Origin of the sequence: Halomonas sp. AOP22-C1-8 (genome assembly GCF_052378905.1) — a bacterium.
GTDB lineage: Bacteria > Pseudomonadota > Gammaproteobacteria > Pseudomonadales > Halomonadaceae > Vreelandella > Vreelandella citrativorans.
Genome location: NZ_JBQSYD010000012.1, coordinates 1 through 24,021, shown reverse-complemented (window position 1 = coordinate 24,021; position 24,021 = coordinate 1). Strand labels below are relative to the sequence as shown.

The window sequence follows — 24,021 nt, the reverse complement described above, 5'->3', positions numbered from 1 at the left end:
GGTATAGGATGTATTCGTTACTTACTTAGCTGTGATAGGAAAATATTAATGCAAATAACAACAACACAAAAACTCTGGGGAACGCTGGGCATTATTTGGATCACCATGCTGCTGCTGGTGGGCTGGCTTGCCTGGGAGAACCGCCAAACGATCGAAAGCGAACGCCGTGACAGCATTCAGTACATCGTCGAAAGCGTGCATAACCAGATTGAAGTGTTACAAGAAAGGGTCGCCACTGGCGAACTGAGTCTTGAAGAAGCGCAACAACGCGCTATCGATAATATGTCCAGCGTGCGCTTTGGCGCTGGCGAATATATCTTCTCTTTCAATGACGATTTAATTGTCATCTCCCACCCTAGCCGAACACCTGGCGATGATATGAGCCACTATGAAGATGCCGGCGGCATGCTGCTATATCCCGAATTGCTTCGCACAGCGCAAGCGGGAGGCGGCCACGTTGAGTACTACGCCCGCCGTGCCAATGGTGACGAGCATCTACCTAAAATCAGCTATGTGGCCTACCTGCCTGAATGGCAGTGGTCACTGGCAACCGGCGTTTATGTGGATGATATTAACGAAGCATTCATCGCCAACTTGCTGCATTCCATCATCATGCTGTTAATCATCGGCTTGCCGGCCACTCTGCTGATGGGCTGGGTAATTCGCGATGTTTCTCGCCGCCTGGGCGGAGACCCGCGTTATGCGGCAACGGTGGTGCGTTATATTGCGGATGGCGACCTTACCCGTAGTACCCAGCTCTCCAGCCGTGACCAAGCAAGCCTACTTTATGATATTAACCGTATGCGGCAGACGCTAGCCGGAACGATTGGCGATATTCATCACGGTGCCGACCAGGTCAACAGTGGTGTTGAGCAAATTGTGGGCGTTAACGAAGAGCTTTCAACGCGCACCGAACAGCAGGCAGCCTCCCTTGCCGAAACAGCCTCCAGCATGGAAGAACTTACGGCCACCGTGAAACAGAATGCTGACCATGCCGAGCATGCCCGCCAATTGGCCACGAACACGGCGAATAATGCGCAGCGCGGAAGCGACGCGATGACCACAGTGGTCAGTACCATGGCCACGATTAACGAAAGCTCGGCAGAAATGAGCAGTATCGTGAACACCATTGACGCTATCGCATTTCAGACCAACATTTTGGCACTGAATGCCTCGGTGGAAGCAGCACGCGCAGGCGAACAGGGCCGTGGCTTTGCAGTGGTCGCCAATGAGGTACGCCAGCTTGCCAGCCGTTCAGCATCGGCCGCTCAGGAAATCAAAAAGCTGATTGAAAACTCCGGCGCTAAAGTCGCCGAAGGCAGCCAGCAAGTCCGCAATACCGGTGACATTATCAATAGCGTGGTCACCGATATCCAACAGCTCAGTACGCTGGTACAGGAGATATCCGCCGCCACCAGTGAGCAGAGCAGCGGCATTGAGCAGGTCAACCTGGCCGTGACCCAGATGGACCAGATGACCCAACAAAACGCCGGGCTGGTGCAACAGAGCACCCATACCACCCAAACGTTAGCGCAGCTTAGTACTCAGCTGCGCCAGAAAGTTGCCCACTTTCGTGTAGATCAAAACGGCGAAGAAGCGCAAGCAGCCCTCCCGCAATACCACTAACAATCACACAAGCCCCATTCGCTGGCTAAAGCCTGCTCCCACAGTGTTTATCAAGCTTCCGGGGGTGGGCGAGCATTGCGGGGGGGGCCAGTTCATTAAGCCTCGGAGCTTGGCATATATTGTGGGAGCTCAGTTCCACTGGGCGAAGGAGGCCGGAGGCCTCCCGGGGTTGAAACAACCCCATCGCTGGCTGAAGCCTGCTCCCACAATGCTTATCAGGCCTTTTGGGCTGGGCAAATATTAAGAAAACCAATTTATTAATTCTGGAGGCCAGGTAAACATTGTGGGAGCCCAGTTCCACTGGTGGTCCGACACATCGGCGAAGGAGGCCGGAGGCCTCCCGGGGTTGAACCACCCCCATCGCTGGCTGAAGCCTGCTCCCACAATGCTTATCAGGCCTTTTGGGCTGGGCAAATATTAAGAAAACCAATTCATGCAAGATTATAAAAACGTGAGCCTTGTCAAAACGTTTAAGCCGACTTTAAACGCTTGGAAAAACCTACACTACAACTATACTTAAATTGTACTCGCTAGCAATTCCCCCCCCTCCCCTGAGGCTAGCGAGCTACTTCGAGCCAAGCTCTTTTGCCCGCCCACCCCGGCGGGCTTTTTTACTCAATATGAATGACGACTTCGACGCGTCGATTGCGTGACCGACCTTCTGGCGTACTGTTATCTTCAAGTGGCTGAGTAGCGGCGAGCCCAACCGCTCTTAGGCGCTCAGGCGCGACGCCTTCCGCTTCTAGTGCTTCGACAATGGCAATGGCCCGTGCACTGGAGAGTGCCCAGTTTGAAGAAAACTCCTCGGTGCTAATACTCTGGCTGTCTGAGTGGCCCTCTACCCATACCTCCCCTTCGTATCGCTGAATGGTTTCCAGCAGGCTGCCGACCAGTGAGCTTCCTCCACTGGTGAGCTGTGCCTCAGCGGAAGGGAACAGCAGTTGATCCTGAACGCGTAAACTAATCCCCTCCGCCACCCGGGAAACCTCAACACCTTCCAGGTCGGGCAAATAGGGGGAGACATCAACACGCTCGACCAGGGAGGCCTGAAGTACCTGGGCACTATTGATCGCATCCATGGATACTTCCTGAACGTTAACCGGAGGGTGGTCTGTCAGTAGCACCATATAGTCAGCCAAGGGCGTCGCTAATGCCTCATCATCCGTGCGCATTAACAGCGTAGGCAGCTCTACAGGAGGCATCCACGCTAACGGTTCAGCAACCTCTTCAGGCGGTAAAACCTCCACCGGGGCAAGTGCCAGCAGTGGCGGCGGCGCTTCGGGTGTAGCCTCAGGTTCAGCAATACGATTGGGCAACCCGGCAACGCCAAGTGCCGCGCTCAGCGCGTAAGGGTCCAGCCCTCGCCGCCACGCCTCAATAGTGCGCTGCTGCCGTGCATCTTCTATTGGCTCTGGAAGCGATATGTCAAGTGCAAGGTCTGACGTTTGAGCCGCCTCTTCTGAGGATGATTGAAACAGTTCAGGTGCCTTGGCACCCGCTGCCGCCACAATAATGACAAATAGCGCCACCAGCAGCGTCATAATATCGATGTAGCTAATCATCCATCCGCTACCACTTTCATCGGCAGGATAGGCGGACATTAGCGTATCATGGCGCGAGCCGCCGCGATGGTCTTCAAGCATGCGTGTTATCGCTCATTCAAGTTTTCAATCCCGTGGCCGATGGTTACCAAGCATGGTAAAACTAGACAAGTCTATCAAAGACCCTATGACACGATAAGGAACCTCTGGTGCAGAGCTGCTTAAGCCATTTACTAACGCCCCCATTATTCCGCATTGCCTGTGCAGGGTTTGCAAGCTTACTGCTAAGCGGCTGCTTCTATGCCAACACCTCGCAGGCCCCCATCGCCACCACCTATCCCTATACTGAGCAGCAACGTATGCAGGCCGCTCACCACTGGGAAGTACTGGCGCGCTATGAAACCAACCGCATTCTACAGCGTGAACGCGTACGTTTTCGGGATTTATATATTACCGAGCCTGACCACCAAGGCCTGAGCACGTATAGCGGCGGCGAATTTGAACGCGGTTTCCGCACGCTACTGACCAGCGAGCTCGTTTCGCGTGGCGCCAACCTCACTACGCTGCCAACGGCCAACACCGCCGACGTCCATATCGGCGTGGAAGTAGTTGAACACCGAGACCGGGGCTTTATTCGCCCGCCAGTCGGTACCTTTACAGCGCTAACAGCAGGCATTGCGGTCGCGACTATTCCGTATAACCACTGGACAGAACCCGCGCTTGGATTAATACCCGCCGGGATTGCTGCCGACGCCGTTAGCGGTAGCTGGACCTCTACAGGCAATGAAGAGGTGATTATCACCATTCAGATAACCGACGATGAGCGTATTCTTTACTCCTCATCGAATATCTATTACATCAATGCAGGCGACCGCCGCCAATATGCGCCGCATCGCGTTCCGCAAGCGCCGGCTGTCCCCTCTATCCCGGTAACAGGTACCTGGTAACGCCATGCATCTCATATCGTCGACATCACCGCATCCGCACACGTTTCTAGCGACTAGCCGCCTGTTATTGATGGGCCTTTTGCTGCTTTTCATAGCAGGTTGTGCCACGAACAGTGCTAACACGCGCCCGCCAGAGCCCGACCTCTCTGAACTGGCGCATAAAGCCGCTCAACAGATGGTGGCTGGCAACCCGGATATCACGCGCTACAACCCCATGATTGCCGCGACCTTTGTCAACATCGACAACCTCACGCAATCCTCCACGTTTGGGCGTATCAGTTCGGAAATCATGGCCTCGGCCCTTGTGCAGCAGGGTATGCAAGTGCGTGAAGTCAAAATGCGCCACAGCATGTTTATTGAGGAGAAAGTGGGCGAGTTGATTCTTTCTCGCGAGGTACAGAGCTTAAGCTCACAATATAATGCACGCTCTATTTTGATGGGCACCTATGCCCAAGGGCAGGATTATCTCTACGTAAGCACACGTGTCGTACGTTCAAGCGATGCCATGGTATTGGGCAGTGCAGATTTTCAAGTAAAGCTGGATAATAACATGCGTAGCTTGCTGGAAGGCCAAGGGGGCTGGTAAACGCGCCCATAGTGAACACTCACTATGGGCCACCTACTCAACTGCCCTGTATGTCTCACCGGCAATGTCGTTTTAATCGTTATTATCAGGCCCTGCAGTATGAAGATATGGAAAGATAAGTCAGGTTATTTCAAGAAAAAATCTCTACAGTGGGCCAACCAAACACGCCATGAGGATATCCAGCGTGTTTTAGTGATACGCCAATGTGCTTTCGGCGACTATATGGCGGCCCGTCCCTTCCTGGTTGAATTAAAAAGGACCTTTCCTAACGCGCACGTGACGCTGGCAACCACCCGCAAATACCGCTATGCCGTGCCTGAAGACCTGGTCGATGACATTTTCATCCATGACACATCAACCGGCATTCAAGAACAGTACAAATCGCTTACAACGCTTGGTCAGTTCGATATTGTGTTTGACCTTGCGGATACTTCTCGCTCAAGGGCACTCACACTATTGAGCAGTGCGCATTTAAAAATGGGTTTTCCATATCGCCCCTGGTACAACCGCTGGCTGTATGATGTTACTCTGCCCCGCTCAAACTACCATTACGAAGCCGAGGTATTACTCGACTTCTTAAGCGTATTCGGCAACCAGCCCTCGTATCCGCTCGATTTTGCGCTGCCCGCTCACTCCCCAAGCGAGAGCGCTCGCGCTATCTACTATTTCCCCTTCGCGTCTGGAACCAATAAATCTGTTCCACAGGACGTATGGAAGGCGCTTATGTTACGCGCTGCCTCACAGTTTCCTGATTATCAGCATATTTTGCTGGAAGGGGCCAACGAGAGTGAAAAAGGGGATTTCCTGCTCGCCGAGGCCTCGCAGCACGCCAACATTACGATCCAGCACAAACTTTCCCTAGATGAGCTGGCGCACACCATGGCCCAAGCAGATTTACTTGTTTGTGGCGATACGGGCGTAAGAAACCTGGCACTGGCCACGCACACGCCCACCTTAGGCATTTTTTATTCGACGCTGCCTTACCGCTATTGGCCCAGGTACGAGCCACAGCATACGTGTTTATTTAACCAGGATGGGCGCATCCCTGACGTTGATCAAATTCTTGAAGCGATGGCGTCATTCGTCGAGCCCGCCTGTTCAGTAAATGCCTTGGCATAAGCACGGTAGCTCCCCCATAACACGGCAAGCCAGAAGGCATAAAACATGGCCCCGCTGTTATGGGATAAAAACGCCTGAGACAGCCCGAAGTCAATGTACGCGACCGGCAATAACGTACCCGCCAGCGCCAAGGCTCTTACCTCAAGATGTGGATGCTGCAAGCCGGATGCAAACATTCGCATGGGCACCAGGTATAAAAAGAGCAACACAAATAGCCCTACCATGCCGCGCTTGGCAAAAGCATCAACAAATTCATTGTGGGCGTGGCCAAACTGCGTGGCGGCCATCGTGATATCGCCCTGCTGACCCAAGCGCACCATTTCTGCCTGGTAACCGGACTCCCCCCACCCAAGCACCGGGCGCTCACGAATCAGTGATGACGCCCCGCGCCACATTTCAAAACGCAGGCCAAGCGATGTATCGCGCTCCGCCCCCGACACATACTGGTGAACATCGTTTATTCCCGCATGAACACGCTGCTGCACACCCGTTTGAGGCAACGCGTACATGGTGACGGCAATCGCCAATAACGCCCCGACGGCCGCCAGCTTGATACTCATACTCAGTTGACGCCCATAGCCGCGATACAGCACATAGCCCACTACCGGCAAGCCAATCCACCCGCCGCGGCTTCCCGAAAGCAGTGATCCTAACATGCCAAGCAATGCACCTGCCAAGAGCATGCTCACCCACACCGAACGATAGCGCTGAACCATTGCCCAACCCAACCCCGCCAGGCACAACACACCCATTAGCATGCTCAAGTTGCCAAACTGTATAACGTGGAGATACCCCCCTGCGCGCTCAACGCCAATCACGGATTTCTGCCATAACGCCCAGCTACCCGCGCCCCCAGCACCTACCGCCATACCCGCCCACAGGCACGCCTGCCGCGGAGGAAAACGTACTATCAAGAGCAACACGGGTATCGCTAATAAAAAGCGCATGGGTATATCAAACCCGCTGCTCCCCAAATCAACCACTGAAAGACCCCCCACCACACAGCCATAGAGCGCTAACGCCAGGATCACCCAACGGTCCGAGGCGCCAAGCGAATAAGGAGCGCGCTTGAACAGTAGTGCCGCGCTCCCCAGCAACAACAACGCCGCCCCGACCGAGTAACCCGTAGGCACCACAAGCGCCAGCGCACCCATTAAAAATACAGCAGCACTTGTAAACGTGCGCAACGGATCAGCGCCAGGCAGTGGAGAACTCAGCATAACGGGGAAACCTAACCAGTACAGGAAGCCACAAATAGTAGCATAGCCTCCCCATCGTCACCGAAATGAAGCCCTCAATGCCAAGCCTTAGAGACTTGTTGAACATTATGGGAGCAAGCTTTAGGCGAGCTTAACCTCGGGAGGCACCATAAACATTGTGGGAGCAGGCTTTAGCCAGCGATGGGGTTGAACCAACCCCGGGAGGCCTCCGGCCTCCTTCGCCCAGTGGAACTGGGCTCCCACAACGTTTACCCAGCCCCGAAGGTTTAATGGATTGGTTTTCCCTATATTTACCCAGTTCTGAGGCTTGGTGAATTAGACTTCCACACTATCTGCCCACTCCCCAAGGCCTGATAAACATTGTGGGAGCAGGCTTCAGCCAGCGATGGGGTTGAACCAACCCCAAAAGGCCTGGCAAACATTGTAGGAACAGGCTTTAGCCAGCGATGGGGTTGAACCAACCCTGGGAGGCCTGGTAAACATTGTGGGAGCAGGCTTCAGCCAGCGATGGGATTGAACCAACCCCGGGAGGCCTCCGGCCTCCTTCGCCCATAAAGAATGCTGGTTGACAAATAGGACACCGAGGACCAATATGGCATCAACTGGCAGCCAGGTAGATCAATGAGAGTTATATCAAGAGGGCCATTCGCTGACGCTATGGCCAAGTTTCCAAACGATGCTGCCGCAGTAGACAAAACCTACAAAGTATTGAGGTCATCCCGATTCAGTAGCCCAGAAAAAATGAAAGTCGTGTTCCCAAGCCTGGATAACTTCAAATACGTGGACAAATGGTGGGTGGTTGACATAGGGGGCAACAATCTTAGGCTTATTGCCTTTATAGACTTTGATAAACAACGGTTGTTTGCCAAGCACCTGGTGACTCATGCCGAGTACAACAAGCTGTGCAAAAAATACGCACAGGAGAAGAGATAATGAATGCAATTGCTATTATCCAACCCGCTGCCAAACTATTTAAAGAGGCGCCTTTCCTCGTGCGAATCCATAATCGCGCTGAGTACGAAGAAGCGCTGGCCCTGGTGGAAACGCTGCTAGACGAGGAAAATGAGGATAATGATTTTCTCATCGAGCGGCTTACCGATGTGATCGAGGAGTGGGAGGACACAGCTCATGAGTTCTCAGCCTTCAACGAGTCCATAGCGGCGCTGGATGGCGTGGATATGCTGAAATTCCTAATGGAGCAGAACGGCTTAGGCACTGCCGAACTTCCCGAAATCGGCAGCAAATCTTATGTTTCAAAAGTGCTTAATCGGAAACGCGACCTGACTCGCCGCCATATCGAGGCACTATCAGCCCGATTTGGGGTCGAACCTGCTCTATTTTTAGCTGCTAAACAATGGTCTCCTGGGCAACGTAAACGCTCAAATAATCCGCACTAACGACACACAGCCGCACAGTGCCTGCCTCGGAGCGCCGTGATAAATAGTGTCGGGGCAGAGGGGGCCAACCCCTTCGCTGGCTGAAGCCTGCTCCTACAATGTTTGTCAGACCTTTGGGGCTGGGTAAACATTGTGGGAGCCCAATTCATTGGGCGAAGGAGGCCGAAGGACTCCCGGCCCGACCCCTTCGCTGGCTGAAGCCTGCTCCTACAATGTTTATCGGGCCTCCCGGGGTTAAACCAATGCCAAAGAGGTCAGGGCTGGTAATTGATAAAGCCACGGGTGATGGTCATGGCGAGGATTTTTAAATCGAAGCCTAGTGACCAGTTATCTATGTAGTAAAGATCAAGCTCTACGCGCTTTTGCATCTGCTCTAGTGTATCGGTATTACCACGGTAACCATTGACCTGCGCCCAGCCGGTCATGCCTGGCTTCACGCGGTGGCGTTGCATGTAGTTTTGGATCACACCTTGATAATACTGGTTATGGTCAAGCGCGTGCGGGCGTGGGCCAACGAGCGACATTCTGCCTTGCAGTACATTGTAGAGCTGAGGCAGTTCATCCAGGCTTGTGCGCCTTAGAAAAGCGCCCAAGGGAGTAATACGCGGGTCATTTTGATGGGCCTGAAGGGTCTTGTCTGATTGATGAACGCTCATGCTTCTGAACTTGTAAATTTTAAAGCATTTTCCATCAATGCCGTGACGATGCTGCTTGAACAAAACCGGCCCGCCCATTTTCCATTTCACCAGCGCGGCAATAAGCAGCATCACAGGAAAAAAGAGAATAAATAGTACGCCCCCCAAGAGACGATCTTCCACACTTTTGATAAACCGTAGCGGGCTGCTATCCAAGGGGCTGTAATTAAGCTCTAGTGAATAAAGGCCAACAACTTGAGCCATGCGGTGATTTAACAGGCGAATATCGGAAAGATCGGGGAAGTAACGAACATTAACAGGGATATTGATCAGGCTGGCAGACACTAAACGTACTTTGTCACCATCACTTAGCGGATAGGTTAACCATATTTCGTCAAAGCTGCGTTCGAACGTGCTCTCTTCAGCCAGCGTATGCAAGCGCTTGTGGAAATCGTCTGAGTCATCATCCAGATAGGCGTGCTGTAGCACATAGCCTGCGTATAGCATGGCATTCAGGTGCCCTTCCAATCGGATAAGATTGTCCTCGCGCCCGATAATAATAATTTGCTTTCGGTTTTTACCTTTGGAACGCAGGTGCCTGAGATAAACATAGAGCGCCGAACGCATTAGGCTGCCCATTACCAGTACGGCGGTCGACGAAACGCCCATCCAAAGTCGTGAAAAATTTTGGGTATTTTGGGTGGCCACCAACAAAAGGCTCAGCAGCACGATAGTAATTAACCAACTAACGGCATAAGCGCCCAACATGCTGAAAAGGCTACGCCCGCGCCACGGCTGATAAAGCCCCATTAGTTCGCCCATGGCAGGCAATAACAGGCACCCTATAAGCATAAGGAAGAGGTAGTATTCGCCGTTAAGGGTGATATGGGGCATTAACCATAGCACCAGCGTGGACACCCCAACCGCGATGGCTGCGTCGAAACAGCGCATAATGCGACGCAGCCAATCGTTGCTTTGGAGTCCTTTCAACGCAGCCATGCGATGCGCCTACCTTTATGTTGCGGCGGTTAGGTCGGTTAGCGATATCAGCAGCTGCATTACGTCGCTAAGGTCTGCGCTATGTTGCTTTGACATGAAGGGTTCACCGTTGAATCGAAGAGGCGTCACGTGCGGAAAAAATTAATCGCGGCAGCATACCAGAACATGCCTTGCAGCGGTAGGTTGGATGCTTGTCCGCCGAGAAGCTTAGGAGTAATAAGTCTTTTTTTAAAAGACGTACTTACCAGCTATCAACATAATATGAGATAACCGCCATATTGCTTTCAGCGCTTTTAGCTTCCATGTTTACATTTCTGCCCACATTTTAGGCAGGCTGACGACCGACCACGCTGCAGGAAGATGGATATGAAAATCGCCGTTGCCGGAACGGGTTATGTTGGGCTTTCCAACGCGATGCTGCTGGCGCAGCGGAACGACGTAACTGCCGTAGACCTTGTGCCTGAAAAAATAGCCATGTTGAACAGGCGTGTTTCTCCGATTGAGGATCCAGACATTTCGGCGTTTCTACAGCGTGATGATTTACGCTTCAATGCCACGCTTGACCCCATGGTCGCTTATGAAAACGCTGACTATGTCATTATCGCAACCCCGACTGATTACGACCCGGATACGAACACATTTGATACCTCAAGCGTAGAGGCGGTCATTGAGCAGGTGATGCGCGTTAATCCCCATGCGGTCATGGTGATTAAATCGACGGTACCGGTGGGCTATACCCTCAGTGCAAGCACGCGTTTTAATACGCAAAACCTGCTCTTTTCTCCCGAGTTTCTGCGTGAGGGCAAGGCACTTTACGATAACCTGCATCCTTCGCGCATTGTGGTAGGCGAGCGTTCGGAGCGTGCCCAGCAATTTGCCGAGCTGTTATTGGCGGGCGCGGTTAAGCAGGAGATTCCCTTGCTGCTTACCAACAGCACGGAAGCCGAGGCGATCAAGCTATTTGCTAATACCTACCTTGCCATGCGCGTGGCCTACTTTAACGAGCTGGATACTTACGCCGAGAGCCTAAACCTGGATACTCGACAAATTATTGAAGGCGTGGGCCTGGACCCCCGTATTGGCCAGCATTACAACAATCCCAGTTTTGGTTACGGCGGCTACTGTTTACCAAAAGACACTAAGCAGCTATTGGCAAACTACCAGAACGTGCCCAGCAATATTATCCAGGCCATTGTGGATGCCAACCGCACGCGCAAGGATTTTATTGCTGACTGTATTATCAAACAAAACCCTCAGGTTGTGGGCGTGTATCGTTTAATCATGAAAACGGGGTCAGATAATTTTCGCGCCAGTGCCATGCAGGGGGTAATGAAGCGCATCAAGGCGAAGGGTATTAAGGTGGTGGTTTATGAGCCGGTGCTGGAGCAGCGCGAGTTCTTCGGGTCTACCGTTATTAACGACTTGGCATCATTCAAGCATTTGTGCGATGTGGTATTGGCCAACCGAATGACAAGCGAATTAAGCGATATTACTGAGAAAGTTTATACACGCGACCTGTTTGGTAGCGATTGAAGTGCGGTGCGCCGCCCTGCTCTGCCCTACCCTGCAAGGCGGCTGATGATGCTGGCTGGATAGGCACAATAGAAAACGGGCACCCTTGCGGGTGCCCGTTTTTGGCCGTCCCTAGCCGGAGAACTGTTTAGCCTTTAACGCAGTCGTGCATTGCACGCTTCTCTAAATTACTTATAAACCGGGAAGTGTCCACACACTTCTGCCACTTTCTCTGCCACTTGGGCTTCAATAGCGCCGGTGTCTTCGCCTTTGGCCAATACGTCCAGGATGTCACTGATCCAGCCAGCAAGCTGACGGCACTCTTCTTCACCAAAACCACGTGTAGTTACCGCTGGCGTACCGATACGCAGGCCTGAGGTTACAAACGGGCTTTGCGGGTCGTTAGGAACGGCATTTTTGTTAACGGTGATATGGGCACGGCCTAGTGCCGCATCAGCATCTTTACCGGTCACGCCCTGCTTGATTAATGAGAGCAGGAACAAGTGGTCTTCGGTGCCGCCGGAAACGATATCAAAGCCGCGCTCCATAAACACACCGGCCATTACCTTGGCATTTTTAACGACCTGCTGCTGGTAGGCTTTAAACTCAGGCGACATGGCTTCTTTGAAGCAGACCGCTTTTGCCGCAATCGCGTGCATTAACGGGCCGCCCTGACCGCCGGGGAATACGGCAGACTGCAGCTTTTTCTCAATATCGGCATCATTTTCAGCTGACAGAATCACGCCACTACGCGGACCACGCAGCGTTTTGTGTGTCGTTGAAGTGACCACATGAGCATGAGGCAAGGGGCTTGGGTACACGCCTGCCGCGACCAGACCCGCCACGTGTGCCATATCAACCAATAAGTAAGCGCCTACTTCATCGGCGATTTCGCGGAACTTGGCCCAATCGACAATTTGAGAGTAGGCAGAGAAACCGGCAATGATCATTTTCGGCTTGTGCTCGCGGGCAAGCTCTGCGACTTGATCATAATCGATCAGGCCTTGCTCGTTTAAGCCGTACTGAACCGCATTGTACTGCTTGCCAGAGAAGCTAGGCTTGGCGCCGTGGGTCAAGTGACCGCCTGCGTCCAGGCTCATGCCTAAAATGGTGTCGCCCGGCTTAACCAGCGCTAAAAATACCGCGCTGTTGGCCTGGGAGCCGGAGTGCGGCTGCACGTTCACGTAGGTGGCGCCAAACAGCTCTTTTGCGTAGTCAATCGCGAGGTTTTCAGCGATATCGACAAACTCGCAGCCGCCATAGTAGCGCTTGCCCGGATAACCTTCAGCGTATTTGTTGGTCAGCTGGCTGCCTTGCGCTTCCATTACGCGGGGGCTTGCGTAGTTTTCGGAAGCAATTAACTCAATGTGCGCTTCTTGGCGGGCCACTTCTTTCTGCATGGCGTCAAACAGCGCATCATCAAATCCGGCAATTGTCATATCACGGCTGAACATTGGCGGGAAACCTCGTAGATAAGGATCGTTCAAGGAAGAAATCAGGCCGCTATCATAACGCAGCCGGACGCGACTTTCATCGCATCCGCGTCAGGTACTGCATGAATGCCACTCATGGCGGTTGGATCGCTTTGCTGGATTTAATTTTAGTCAGTCATATCCCTAGGCCTCACCGAGCAAACCCAGGCTCGCCGCAGGCGCTTGACGGCGTAGCCCACGCGATAACGCATGGCCGATAAATCCGATCAGTAGCGCGCCGCCAAGGGGTAGCGTTAGCCAAAGGGTGAGGTGAAAGCGCGGCGGTAGTTCTAGCCAGTAGAGATAGAGTGCGGCGGTCGCGACTTCGGCCAGTACAGCGCCCATTAAACCGCTGGCAAACCCCAACAGGGCATACTCAGCCCCTTGGACGCGGGAAATCATTCGCTGACCTGCTCCAAAGACACGCAGTAGGCCACTTTCATGGGCGCGTACCGGCTGGCTTGCGGTCAAGGCAGCATAGAGCACGCTGACACCCGCCAACAACACCAGTACCAGTACAAGCTCGATGGCACGCGTTACCTGAGTTAGCACATCACGTACCTGGCCTAAAATGGCATCAACGTTTATTAACGATACACCGGGGAAGTCGCTCACCAGTTGGCGAATTAGGCCTTGCTCCTCATCAGGCAGATGAAACGCGGTGATATAGCTATGTCCAAACGACTCCAACACGCCCGGCGGGAAAATCAAAAAGAAGTTGGGCTTAAAAGTATCCCAATTGAGGCTGCGCACGCTGGTGATACGCGTCATCAGCTCATCACCGCCCACAGAGAAGGTGAGCGTATCGTTGAGTGATAGTCCCAGCCGGTCCGCCAAGCCTTCTTCAATGGAAACAGGCACGGTATCGGCAGATACTGCATCAACCGCGCCTAGCCAGCCTTGTGGTTTATCAACAGGTAGCTCATCAGCGGGTGCTTCGTTGGAGAACCACTCTCCCGCCACTATCTGGTTATCTTCAGGCAGCTCGGCCTGCCAGGTCAGGTTTAGCTCGCGGCGCAGTGCGCCATCGCCTCTGGCATCCTCTGGCACAGCGTTCATTGGGGGCTGCTGATTAATAGAGGTAATACGCCCACGCACCATGGGATACAGCGTGCTTTGGATATCAACACGGGGCGCCACGGCTTGCTCAAAGGGGTCACGCTCATCAGGCTGGATATTAATGGCGAAGTAGTTGGGCATGTCATCGGGCAACTGGGCCTGCCAGGTTGAAAGCAGGTCACCACGCACCAGTACGATCATCGCCATGGCAAAGAACGTGACAGAGAATGCCAGCAGTTGGCCCACGCCTGCTTGGCGGCGACGCGCTAGTTGGCGCCCGCCCAGGCGCAATGCCTGCATCCACTCGCTTGTGCCCGTTAGTTTTTTTATGCCGTGAAGAATGCCATTGAGTAGCAGCGCGCTGATGCCCCAAAGCGCACTGAGCATGATGCTTCCCCCCAATAGCAGGGCGACCGCCAAAGGCGCACTACCGGAATAGAGCCATAGCAGGCCGCCAAATACGATAGCGGCAACACCGGCTACCCACCAGGCGGCAGGAGGCAAAGGGTCCAACTCTCGACGCAGCACTTTCAGCGCACTTACCTGTTTAATGCGTAATAGCGTTGGCCCGGCAAACCCTACAAGCACCGCCATTGCCGTTAATACGCCCAGCCATAGCGGCATAATGCCTGGCGGCGGTAAGGTTATAGGTAAAAAGCTGGCGAGTAAGTGCAGCAACAGCGCCTGCCCTGCCACGCCGAACAGGGCGCCAAGCAAGGATGCCGCCAACGCCAGCCCGATAAGCTGTAGGCTAAACAGCATGACAAGCTGTTGCTGGCTGGCGCCAAAGCAGCGGAGCAACGCTGCCGTGTCCAAATGGCGTTCAACATAGCGCTTTGCTGACATGGCGACCGCGACTCCGGCCAGCAGTACGGCGGCGAGCCCTGCCAGCCCCAGGTAGCTGTCTGCGCGTTGCAATGCGTTACCTAATTGCGGCCGGTCTACTCGAACATCACGCACCTCGACCCCTTGCTGGCGCAACTCGGTAAGTAATCCCTGCACAGTGTCGAGGGCTTGAGGAGGCCCAGCCGCCAATAATTCGAACTCGACACGCGAGCCCTCCTGAACAAGACCGGTTGCTTCCAGGTCCGCCGTATTGAGCATCAAACGGGGATTAAAATTACTAAAGCCCGCGGATTGATCCGCTTCCCGTTCGATAATCCCGCTGATCGTTAACTCGGCTCGCCCTACCTTTACACGGTCGCCAAGCTCTATCTCAATGAGCTGCGCCAAGCGCGGGTCTGCCCATGCCTCTCCCGCTGGTGGCCCGGAGGCTATCTGCTCGGTTCCCTCCCCTAAATCGACACGCGATACGCCATAGTGCGGGTACACGTCGTCCACGGCTTTAAGGCTAGCTGGTTGAAAACGGTCCCCTAAGCTAATCATGGATACCAGCCCGACCTGGTCGCTTAGCGTAAAGCCTGCCTCTTCCAGCGTCGTGCGTAGCTCTTCTGAAAAAGGGGTGCGCTGCTCCAATACGATATCCCCTCCCAGCATTTGCCCAGCCTGACGCTCAAGGCCACGCTCTAACCGGTCGAGAAAAAAAGCGATCATCGTGGAGGCGGCAACCGCCAGCACAAGGGCGACAAAGAGCGCACGAACATCCGCCGAGCGTAAGTCACGCCTTAAGCTTCTGGCGGCCAGCCGCCATGGCATATCGCTCATTGCCCGTCTCCTGCCACACCGGGTTCAGCAGGTACAAAGGGTAATAGCTTGCCTTGAGTTAACTGCAGGCATCGATCACAGCGGCGTGCCAAAGCGTGGTCGTGGGTGACCAGGATAAGCGTTGTTCCAACCTCGTGATTCAAGGTAAACAGCAGGTCGATCACCTGAGCGCCGGTATCAGGGTCGAGGTTGCCGGTCGGCTCATCCGCAAACACCAGTTCAGGGTCGGTGACAAACGCCCGGGCAATCGCTACCCGCTGCTGCTCGCCGCCTGAAAGCTGCTTGGGTAGATGGTCTACACGTTCACCCAACCCCACTTTAGCAAGCCATGTTTGGGCAATATGGTCTTCTCCGGCGCGCGGCGAAAGCTCCAAAGGCAGTAACACATTCTCTAGCGCGCTTAAGGTGGGTAGCAGTTGAAAGTTCTGGAACACAAAGCCCACGCGCCCAGCTCTTAACGCCGCGCGGCCATCCTCATCCAAACGACTAAGCGCCTTACCAAACAGCGTGAGTTCGCCATCGCTGGGGGTATCCAACCCGGCGAGCAGACCCAACAGTGTTGATTTTCCAGCCCCGCTTTTACCTAAAATGGCAACGCTCTCTCCGGCTGCTACGCTTAACGACAGTTGATCCAGAATGGTTAGCGTGCGTTCGCCACTGGTCACTTTCTTCGATAGCATTTCTGCATGCAGCACAGGCCGACCCAACGCAGCATGGGGAACCTTGTTCTGCGCAATACCGTCAGTGATAGAGTGACTGTCTGCTTGTGGCGACGCATCAGCGCTGGACGAGTATGCAGCTTTATCTGAGGAGTAAGGCATGAAGCGAGGCATCCCTGTGACATGGCAAAAACGTAACCGTATGGTAACCGGCTATCTGGTGGTTCTGATAGTCACCTTAAGCGTTCCTGCGCTCAACGCAAGTGAGCCTCCCACCGTACTCGTTATGGGTGATAGCCTGAGTGCTGCTTATGGTATTGAGCACGAGCAAGGCTGGGTTCCTCTGCTAGAAGAGCGTCTGAGCGGCCAAGCAGACGTGGTCAATGCCAGTATTAGCGGCGAAACCACCTCAGGTGGATTACAGCGGTTTAGCGCCATTTTGGAGAAGCAGCAGCCTGATATCGTGCTACTGGAGTTGGGGGGCAACGATGGTTTGCGTGGGCTGGCACCCAATCAGATGCGTTCTAACCTGGCCAGTATGATTGAGCAAAGCCAAGAGGTTGATGCTCAGGTACTGCTGTTAGGTATCGATATCCCACCCAACTATGGCCAGGCCTACCGGGATGCCTTTACCGGCGTTTACCACTCCCTGGCCGAAGAGTATGACGTGCCGCTGTTGCCGTTTTTATTAGAGGGTGTGGCACTTAACGAACAGCTTATGCAGGAGGATGGCATCCACCCTACGGCCGAGGCACAGCCTATGATTCTGGATAACGTGTGGCCTGAGCTTGAACCGCTTTTGGGCGGTGGTTATCAGGTATCGGTACAGTAGTTATATATCATTAAGCAAAGGTAGAAGTTCAGCGCGACAGCTTGTAGTCTTGGCAGACTCTTATATGACGATGGCGACTCATGCCCGCGCCTTTACATCCTTCCTCTTTTACGCTTCCCCGCCGCCAATTCCTGGCAACGGCGGGTGCTTTACTATTAGGTGCTGGTTTAGGCATTCACCCAACGCCTGCGGCGGCGTTTGACCCTGAACGCCTACGCCAAAGTATGCAGCAAGCGTATGGGCAAGCAGGCCTTGCCGTGCTTGAGGAGTGGTTTGCCCTGCTGGAGCGTCTGCGGGGTCAGGATGTCCAAATGCAGCTGCGCGAGGTCAACGACTTCTTCAACCGCCGTATCCGCTGGGTCGATGACATAGTGGTATGGGGTGAAAAGGACTACTGGGCCACACCGCTTGAAGCGATGGGTAATGGCCGTGGAGATTGCGAAGATTACTCCATCGCTAAATATATAACGCTCAAGCAGCTAGGAGTGCCGGGGGAACGACTGCGGATGATCTACGTGCGCGCCCGTATCGGGCGCAGCCAGATCACCCAAGCCCACATGGTGCTGGGTTATTATTCGACACCGAATGCCGAGCCGCTGGTACTTGATAATATTGCACCGTCTATCACCCCCGCCTCTCAACGTACCGATCTTGATCCACTCTTCAGTTTTAATAGCGAAGGGCTATGGGCGGGCGGCTCGTCCGAGTCGCGTGCTGACCCATTGGCAAGGCTATCTCGCTGGCGCAGCGTACTTGAGCGTATGCAATCACAAGGCTTTATCTAACAAGGACCAGAAACGATGTCATTAGGTGCCCTGTCACTCATCAAACAGCTCTGGCTTGCGATTATTGCGCTGCTGCTGCTGTCATTTATAGGCAGTCTGGCGGTCAGCATCACCTCCAGCCGTGACTATATTGAGCAGGAAGTGCGCATTAAAAACTCAGACAATGCCACCGCCCTTGCGCTTTCCATGAGCCAGCTAGATAAAGACACGGTTACCCTGGAGCTACTCGTTGCGGCACAGTTTGATACCGGCTACTACCGGCGGATCAGCCTACGCGACACCGACGGCACCGTGTTGATTGAGCGCTCGGCACAAAGCTACCAGGGCAGTGTGCCACAATGGTTTCGGCAGCTAATTGACTTTGATGTACCCAGCGGTGTAGCAACCGTTCAAGATGGTTGGCGGCAGTTTGGTACGCTGGAACTAGAGAGCCAGCATAGTTTTGCCTATGACTCACTCTGGCGCAGCACACTAGAATTAGCAGGCTGGTTTCTTCTCGCCGGTGCCGTTAGCCTGGCGTTGGCTCTGGTCATTGTACGTGGTATCCAGCGGCCTCTTAACCGTGTAGTGGCTCAGGCTCAAGATATCAGCGCGCAGCGCTTTACCACCATTAGCGAACCCCGCACGTTGGAGCTACGTCAGTTGGCTCAAGCCATGAACCAGTTGTCTGCCAATGTGCATCAAATGCTTAACAGTGAAAGCCAAAAGCTTGATGAGCTACGCCGCCGCTTGCAGCATGACCCTGTCACCGATGCGCTAAGCCGCGATGTGTTTATGGGACGATTAAGCGCTTTATTGGAAAGCGATGAAGCGCGTGCCAGCGGCTTGATGGTAATGGTGCGCGTCAATGAGTTGGATAAGCTCAATGAGCGTTTGGGACATCAGACAACTGACCAGTTGCTGCGCGCACTGGTGATGCAACTGGCGACATTGGATACTACCAGCGAGTCTCCGCTGATTGGTCGTTTGAACGGAAGCGATTTTGCCTTACTTATCCCATTAGCTGAAGACGCTGAGGCGCTAAAAGTAGCACTACAACAAGCGCTCGATCACACGGCTGCACTGGCAAGCGATGTGGTCCTACCCGCCGCGATTACGCCCTACTCCGCGAATGACCAACGTGGCCTTTTGTTAGCAGCACTGGACGCAGCCCTGGCCGAGGCGGAAAGTGACAGCGCATATCACCGTATCGTTATTCGACATCACCAACATCACTCGCTATTCACTACCCATGCAGAGTGGCGAGCCGCTTTGATCAACGCTATTGATCAAGGCCCACAACTCGCCTATTTCCCGGTAGTGGATGAGCAAAATCATGTGCTTCATTACGAGTGCCCGGCCCGGTTATCGTTAGGCGAACAGTGGCAAGCCGCCGGTATTTTTATCCCTTGGGTGACGCGGTTCGGATTAGAACCTAGGCTTGACTTGGCAGTAGTGAAGGCCGCGCTGGCCCAGCTTGAAACACAACCCGAGCAACGCCTGGGCATTAATCTCTCGGTGGCGTCCATTACCCATGCGCAATTTGTCACAGAGCTTCGAGCACTGCTTGAAGGCGCACCCATGCTGGCCGCTAGGCTCTGCTTTGAAGTGCCCGCTACGCTGAACCTGCAAGCACTCACAAGCCTGCGCGGGCTGTGTAACACGCTGCGTCCACTGGGTTGTCAGTTCGGCATTGAACATGTCGGAGCAGACTTCAACAAGCTTGCGGAACTGCACGATATAGGGCTGTCGTATCTTAAAATAGACAGCAGCCTAATCCGTGGGCTGGATACCTCCCACGAGCAACAAACCATCGTGCGGGGGATGGCCACGCTGTGTCATTCACTGGGGATTCAAGTCATTGCCGAGGGTGTCACTGAACCGCAGGAATTAATGCATGCCTTTTTAAGTGGTATGGATGGCGTTACTGGCCCGGGTGTACGTCTTTAGCCCCCGATTTAACAGAAACAAGCGACGGCGGCTTTTAAATAGTATCGTCGTCGCTTAATAAACCGACCTCATTTTTAGCCCGCAGCGACTGCCGTTCTATTACCTTTTCCTGTGCGGCAATGGGCAAATCGGTAAAGGAAATAATCCCTTTCTCCAGCAGCACACCCAGGATATCTTCGACTACGCGCACAAAGGCCAAGTCAGAAGCAAGGAAATTAGCCGCTGACCCTGGCTGGTTGGCAAGAAAAGCCAGCACTTCGGGCGAATCAGAGGAGAGAGACTCACGACACTCAGGCGTTGGCTCGTTGCTGAGCGTTATGATCTCGCCTTGGGTATTGCGTTTGATATAGAACATAGTGTCTTTACAGGTTGGGGATAGACACTCAATACTTACGACTGTCTTGCCGCTCGTTCCTGCTTCTCCTTCGTTAAGTTTTTTAAATAGCCTTCGTAGGTCTCGTTATGCGTAATCGCCCGTGCTTGTTTGCCGACATTACATGCCCATTGATTACCACCTGTGAGCATCGCAGCCTGTGTAATTAAATCAATATAGGAAGATCGCAGAATAAAGGCGATACTTGTTTCATAATCTCCTCCCTCCCTTTCCATCTCTGTTGCAATCTGCCAGTTGGAAATAGCATTCATCAGCACCGAGTTCAGATGCTCGAAATTCTTTCGGTAAAACACGTTGCGAGGCAGCCTGATCAGCAAGTCGAAAAAGAGCTTATTGATGCTATCGTCATTAAGCTCTTTATCTCTGTCGATCAGATCATCCCATTTGTGCGCTACGTCACAGATCATTTCAATGAATTCAACGGCGGATTTATCGCCTTTCATCCAGCGTAATAACTGTTCATCGTCGAAATACATGTTGCAAGCTTTCCTCAGCATTAGCATCCTAAAGGGGCGAAAGCTCCACCCGTTAAGAACAGGTGAAGCTTCGTTACACTACGATGGCATATCAGAGATCAATCTTTAGCTGCCCGTCGTTCAACATGCTCTGAATGAAGTCTGATGAGTTGCCTCCTTGCGGCATCTCGACATCCTTGAGCACGATCCGCTGATCGGCATTGTCGCCACCGGCATTCAAGCCACCATCTGACTTGATATGCAGCACCGTATCGCTGCCCTGTTGCTCAGCATAGATGTACTGATCGATGTTGCCGCTGTCTTCTCCTTGCAGTAAATCGGCCAGATCAAGGCGGTCGGCAGAATCACTACCGGTAAAGCGCCCCACGTGGAAATCCATGACTTGGTCGACAGCGGGTGCTTGAAGAGAACCTTGGTCGCCACTTTCCCAGACGAAGGTGGTATTGGCACCGTTGCCGCCGTACATGATGTCGTTACCCGTTCCGCCTACCAGCGTATCGTTACCACCCATGCCAAAGAGAATATCGTCCCCTTCACCACCGATGAGAATATCGTTACCGCCAGTAGCTCCTCCCAAACGACCAAACTCATCATGGTTTTCGGTAATGTATTCATGAATCTGCTGTGCTGACAGCGCATTGGGGTCGTCGATACCCAACTTATCGGCAATGTAAGCCTTCATGGCCGGCAAGCCGTTTCCTTCGATACCTGCAAACTTGATCTGGTCGCCAAAGAGAATGTCATTCCCTTCGCCGCCCTTGATGACATCGTCGCCCGATGGCAGCGTAGTGTTCTGGCCTAAGATGGCATCAGCCAAATCTTCAGGGTCAATGTTCGCCTGCACGATGCCGTCAGAATCAAACTGGCTCAGTGAGCTTTCGTTGAGGCTTGGCCCGATACCGATAGCATTGATGTCGGACAGTCCATCCAACAGCGCAAATGCGGCTTTTGAGCTGGTAAGCACCTCCTCAGTCGTACTGCTGCCGTTGCCACCAAGTTCCGATATCTTGTACTCTCCTCGCCCATCAGCGCCAACTTTACCAATGACTTCAGAAGACCAGCCCGCTCCCCAGCCAAAAATTCCTGAAGAATAGGTCCATTTTATAACACTTCCTTCTGAATTAATTACTGCCCGATTGATGCCTCCGATATTTAATGTATAGACAGTGCCTGGTGTGTAATCAAAAGTATCGAGATCAACAGACCAGCTATTTCTTCCTTTGATACCTACTTCGACCTTAGTTGCCTCATTTCTCTGATAGAACGTTGGCGCACCATCCGTGATGAAATACGTCAGATTAGTACCCGGGTTACCTTGAACCTGGTCACCATGGAACCAGTTGGCGGCCGTCTTGAAGACGTCTTCGTAATTGGTTCCCTTATTATGCACGTACTTCATGCCACCAAGAGCCTCCTGCAGTTTTGCCAACGCCCCTGCATCCTTCAGATCCACGCTTACGGTCTTACCCACCTGCGTATTGAAGTCAGTCAGGAAGATGTTGACCTTACCTGCATCATCGCCAATGGCGCTGTTCTTTAATGCATTGAAAACTTCCGCCAGAGAGGCCTTGGCATCCTCGATGCCTTTGACACCCATACTGCTTGAGGTATCGACCATAAAGGCAATGTTGTAATCCGCCCCCGGCACGAGCTGTAGGCCAGCCACGTCACCGATGATGATATCGTTGCCACTACTGCCTTCGATTCCGTCATTCCCGGGCGAGCCGACGATGATATTGTACTGCTCGATGCCTGTGGTCGCCGTGCTGGTTGCTGTATCAATGACGATCGGCGTACCGTCATCATTGAAGCCCACAACCTCTTTCGATGTTGCACTTGCCACCACATCGAACGCACCGGCACTAAGCGGCACCTGCATCTGCAGGCCTAGATCGGTGAGATTTTGACCATCGGGATTATTGATGAACCAGCTACCATCACTTTGCTTGCTGACCTCAATACCTGCTTGACTGGTTACGATGACGTCATCTGGAATACCCGATAGTGTGATGCCTGACAAGGACTCACTGCCATCAGTATCCACAAGCTTCGCGGATACATCCAGCTCAACGATGTCAAAGCCCTCTTGGGTAATCGTTGTCTCCGCATCAATCGGCATCATGGTATGCCCATCACCAAAAATGAGGCCCTTGATGTTGTTTAGGCTGATTTGGATACCAGTAGCTTTATCGGTAATAGTTCCATCATAACCAGAGTTCTGATGTTCCTCACCAAAAGCCACTGAGTAACTGCCATAAGGTTTGCTCAGATAGACATAATCCTTGTTATCCCCGTTGATAGAGTTAACAGGCTGGTTTCCACTTACCAGCTTATTGAAGTCGCCTATCAAGGCAATTACATCAGCACCATGCGTATTATTGGCGCTTCCCGGGTTCAAGTTTCCATCGCTAAACGGAGGCTTGATAATTTTGCCATCAATACCCGTAGCAGCAATCTCATCTCCCCGGATATCAATCGTGACGTTGCCGTGCTTGACCGTAATGGCTGTTTCGCGCTCGGAAGCTACCGTTTCCCCTAGCGTAATTGATACATCAGGCGCATCGGCAACGGGCTTGATATTAATAGCAAGCGTTGCCTCTTTACCCTCGTTACGCGCGTCCGTAGGTATAAAGCTGAACTGCGCGTAATCAGCCTGCTGATTACCTACCCCTTCGCCACCATAGCCGTCGAAGCCGGATTCGTTAGCTGCCGGCATAAAGCGCAGCTCGTCTGCGTCGATCTGGGCTTTAGTGAAGTGGCTATTTTCTTCAACACTCTTCCAACTTCCATCGGCAGCTTTGTATTGCAATGCTCCTGCTTCAGGCAACCGAGTGATGGTTACTCCCAGCTCTTCATCAGCAGAATCTGCGTCTGATATATTGAAAGCATCCCATGTTATGTCCAAGGGCTTGTCTTCTTTTCCTGCCAGCTGTCCATCTTTAGCTACTGGGGCTAGGTCGACCCCGTAGCCACGGTTGGTCTCGGCGTCGTAGCCGTTGCCGTTCGCGTCGGTGCCGGTGACGTCCGCCGTGACGGTGTCGTTGTCGGCCAGCACGCTGCCCGGCACGTCGATGGCGTAGTTGCCGTCGGCGTCTACCTGGCCGGTGAAGGTCTCGTCGCCCACCGTCAAGGTGACGGTGTCGCCTTCACGGGCGTCGTCGCCCACGG

19 protein-coding genes are annotated in these 24,021 nt (G+C 53.3%); 10 read left to right on the top strand and 9 right to left on the bottom strand.

The genetic code is table 11. The features are described 5' to 3' along the window. The first annotated feature begins 48 nt into the window (after window positions 1-48). Window positions 49-1,626 carry a methyl-accepting chemotaxis protein gene (locus tag ACT3TY_RS08390; protein ID WP_444627880.1) on the top strand — a complete coding sequence of 526 codons (1,578 nt, stop codon included), beginning with the start codon at window positions 49-51 and terminating at the stop codon, window positions 1,624-1,626. 611 nt (window positions 1,627-2,237) lie between these two features. Here ACT3TY_RS08390 and ACT3TY_RS08385 read toward each other — a convergent pair. After that, window positions 2,238-3,269 (bottom strand): OmpA family protein, encoded by a 1,032-nt coding sequence (locus tag ACT3TY_RS08385; protein ID WP_444627879.1) that lies wholly within the window; start codon window positions 3,267-3,269, stop codon window positions 2,238-2,240. A 107-nt stretch (window positions 3,270-3,376) separates the two neighbouring features. On the opposite strand from ACT3TY_RS08385, the gene ACT3TY_RS08380 reads away from it, so the two are divergent. The 3 genes from ACT3TY_RS08380 to ACT3TY_RS08370 all read left to right on the top strand — a co-directional run bounded on the left by ACT3TY_RS08380 (window position 3,377) and on the right by ACT3TY_RS08370 (window position 5,819). Then, window positions 3,377-4,114, top strand: coding sequence for a hypothetical protein (locus tag ACT3TY_RS08380; protein WP_319022152.1), 738 nt, complete (start codon window positions 3,377-3,379; stop codon window positions 4,112-4,114). A gap of 4 nt (window positions 4,115-4,118) precedes the next feature. Beyond that, window positions 4,119-4,700: a FlgO family outer membrane protein gene (locus tag ACT3TY_RS08375; RefSeq protein WP_444627878.1), complete on the top strand. Its 582-nt coding sequence runs from the start codon at window positions 4,119-4,121 to the stop codon at window positions 4,698-4,700. 99 nt (window positions 4,701-4,799) lie between these two features. Continuing rightward, window positions 4,800-5,819, top strand: a complete 1,020-nt coding sequence (locus ACT3TY_RS08370) for a glycosyltransferase family 9 protein (RefSeq protein WP_444627877.1) — start codon at window positions 4,800-4,802, stop codon at window positions 5,817-5,819. Here the strand turns inward: ACT3TY_RS08370 and ACT3TY_RS08365 are convergent. Then, entirely contained in the window at window positions 5,756-7,039 is a 1,284-nt protein-coding gene (locus ACT3TY_RS08365) for an O-antigen ligase family protein (RefSeq protein WP_444627876.1), read from the bottom strand. The genes ACT3TY_RS08370 and ACT3TY_RS08365 overlap by 64 nt on opposite strands. A gap of 621 nt (window positions 7,040-7,660) precedes the next feature. Between ACT3TY_RS08365 and ACT3TY_RS08360 the strand changes: the two genes are divergently transcribed. Continuing rightward, on the top strand, window positions 7,661-7,972 hold the full coding sequence (locus tag ACT3TY_RS08360) for a type II toxin-antitoxin system HigB family toxin (RefSeq protein ID WP_172116149.1): 312 nt from the start codon (window positions 7,661-7,663) through the stop codon (window positions 7,970-7,972). Then, the gene (locus tag ACT3TY_RS08355) at window positions 7,972-8,436 is read left to right on the top strand and encodes a helix-turn-helix domain-containing protein (protein WP_172116148.1); all 465 of its coding nucleotides are present in this window, start codon (window positions 7,972-7,974) and stop codon (window positions 8,434-8,436) included. Before ACT3TY_RS08360 ends, ACT3TY_RS08355 begins: the two co-directional genes overlap by 1 nt. A 254-nt stretch (window positions 8,437-8,690) precedes the next feature. Here ACT3TY_RS08355 and ACT3TY_RS08350 read toward each other — a convergent pair whose 3' ends face one another. Further along, window positions 8,691-10,070 (bottom strand): undecaprenyl-phosphate glucose phosphotransferase, encoded by a 1,380-nt coding sequence (locus ACT3TY_RS08350; RefSeq protein WP_444627875.1) that lies wholly within the window; start codon window positions 10,068-10,070, stop codon window positions 8,691-8,693. A 366-nt stretch (window positions 10,071-10,436) separates the two neighbouring features. Here ACT3TY_RS08350 and ACT3TY_RS08345 point away from each other — a divergent pair, with 366 nt between their 5' ends. Then, window positions 10,437-11,603, top strand: coding sequence for a nucleotide sugar dehydrogenase (locus ACT3TY_RS08345; RefSeq protein WP_444627874.1), 1,167 nt, complete (start codon window positions 10,437-10,439; stop codon window positions 11,601-11,603). A 167-nt stretch (window positions 11,604-11,770) separates the two neighbouring features. Here ACT3TY_RS08345 and glyA read toward each other — a convergent pair whose 3' ends face one another. From glyA to ACT3TY_RS08330, 3 genes are all read right to left on the bottom strand, one after another. After that, window positions 11,771-13,036, bottom strand: coding sequence for a serine hydroxymethyltransferase (glyA, locus tag ACT3TY_RS08340; RefSeq protein WP_444627873.1), 1,266 nt, complete (start codon window positions 13,034-13,036; stop codon window positions 11,771-11,773). Window positions 13,037-13,198: 162 nt separating this feature from the next. Beyond that, a complete protein-coding gene (locus ACT3TY_RS08335; RefSeq protein WP_444627872.1) occupies window positions 13,199-15,778 on the bottom strand; it encodes an ABC transporter permease in 2,580 nt (859 codons plus the stop codon). Beyond that, a complete protein-coding gene (locus ACT3TY_RS08330) occupies window positions 15,775-16,599 on the bottom strand; it encodes an ABC transporter ATP-binding protein (RefSeq protein WP_444627871.1) in 825 nt (274 codons plus the stop codon). Before ACT3TY_RS08330 ends, ACT3TY_RS08335 begins: the two co-directional genes overlap by 4 nt. On the opposite strand from ACT3TY_RS08330, the gene ACT3TY_RS08325 reads away from it, so the two are divergent. The 3 genes from ACT3TY_RS08325 (at window position 16,598) to ACT3TY_RS08315 (ending at window position 19,983) form a co-directional block, all read left to right on the top strand. Then, on the top strand, window positions 16,598-17,269 hold the full coding sequence (locus tag ACT3TY_RS08325; protein ID WP_444627870.1) for an arylesterase: 672 nt from the start codon (window positions 16,598-16,600) through the stop codon (window positions 17,267-17,269). The two genes, ACT3TY_RS08330 and ACT3TY_RS08325, sit on opposite strands and share 2 nt — an antisense overlap. 80 nt (window positions 17,270-17,349) lie before the next feature. Further along, on the top strand, window positions 17,350-18,054 hold the full coding sequence (locus tag ACT3TY_RS08320) for a transglutaminase-like cysteine peptidase (RefSeq protein WP_444627869.1): 705 nt from the start codon (window positions 17,350-17,352) through the stop codon (window positions 18,052-18,054). A 15-nt stretch (window positions 18,055-18,069) separates the two neighbouring features. Further along, window positions 18,070-19,983: an EAL domain-containing protein gene (locus tag ACT3TY_RS08315; RefSeq protein ID WP_444627868.1), complete on the top strand. Its 1,914-nt coding sequence runs from the start codon at window positions 18,070-18,072 to the stop codon at window positions 19,981-19,983. 34 nt (window positions 19,984-20,017) lie between these two features. On the opposite strand, the gene ACT3TY_RS08310 is transcribed toward ACT3TY_RS08315, so the two are convergent. From ACT3TY_RS08310 to ACT3TY_RS08300, 3 genes are all read right to left on the bottom strand, one after another. Next, a complete protein-coding gene (locus ACT3TY_RS08310) occupies window positions 20,018-20,338 on the bottom strand; it encodes a tryptophan synthase subunit beta like protein (protein ID WP_444627867.1) in 321 nt (106 codons plus the stop codon). 35 nt (window positions 20,339-20,373) lie between these two features. After that, window positions 20,374-20,853, bottom strand: a complete 480-nt coding sequence (locus ACT3TY_RS08305) for a hypothetical protein (protein ID WP_444627866.1) — start codon at window positions 20,851-20,853, stop codon at window positions 20,374-20,376. A 91-nt stretch (window positions 20,854-20,944) separates the two neighbouring features. Then, the coding region (locus ACT3TY_RS08300) for a type I secretion C-terminal target domain-containing protein (protein ID WP_444627865.1) at window positions 20,945-24,021 on the bottom strand (3,077 nt) is incomplete at its 5' end.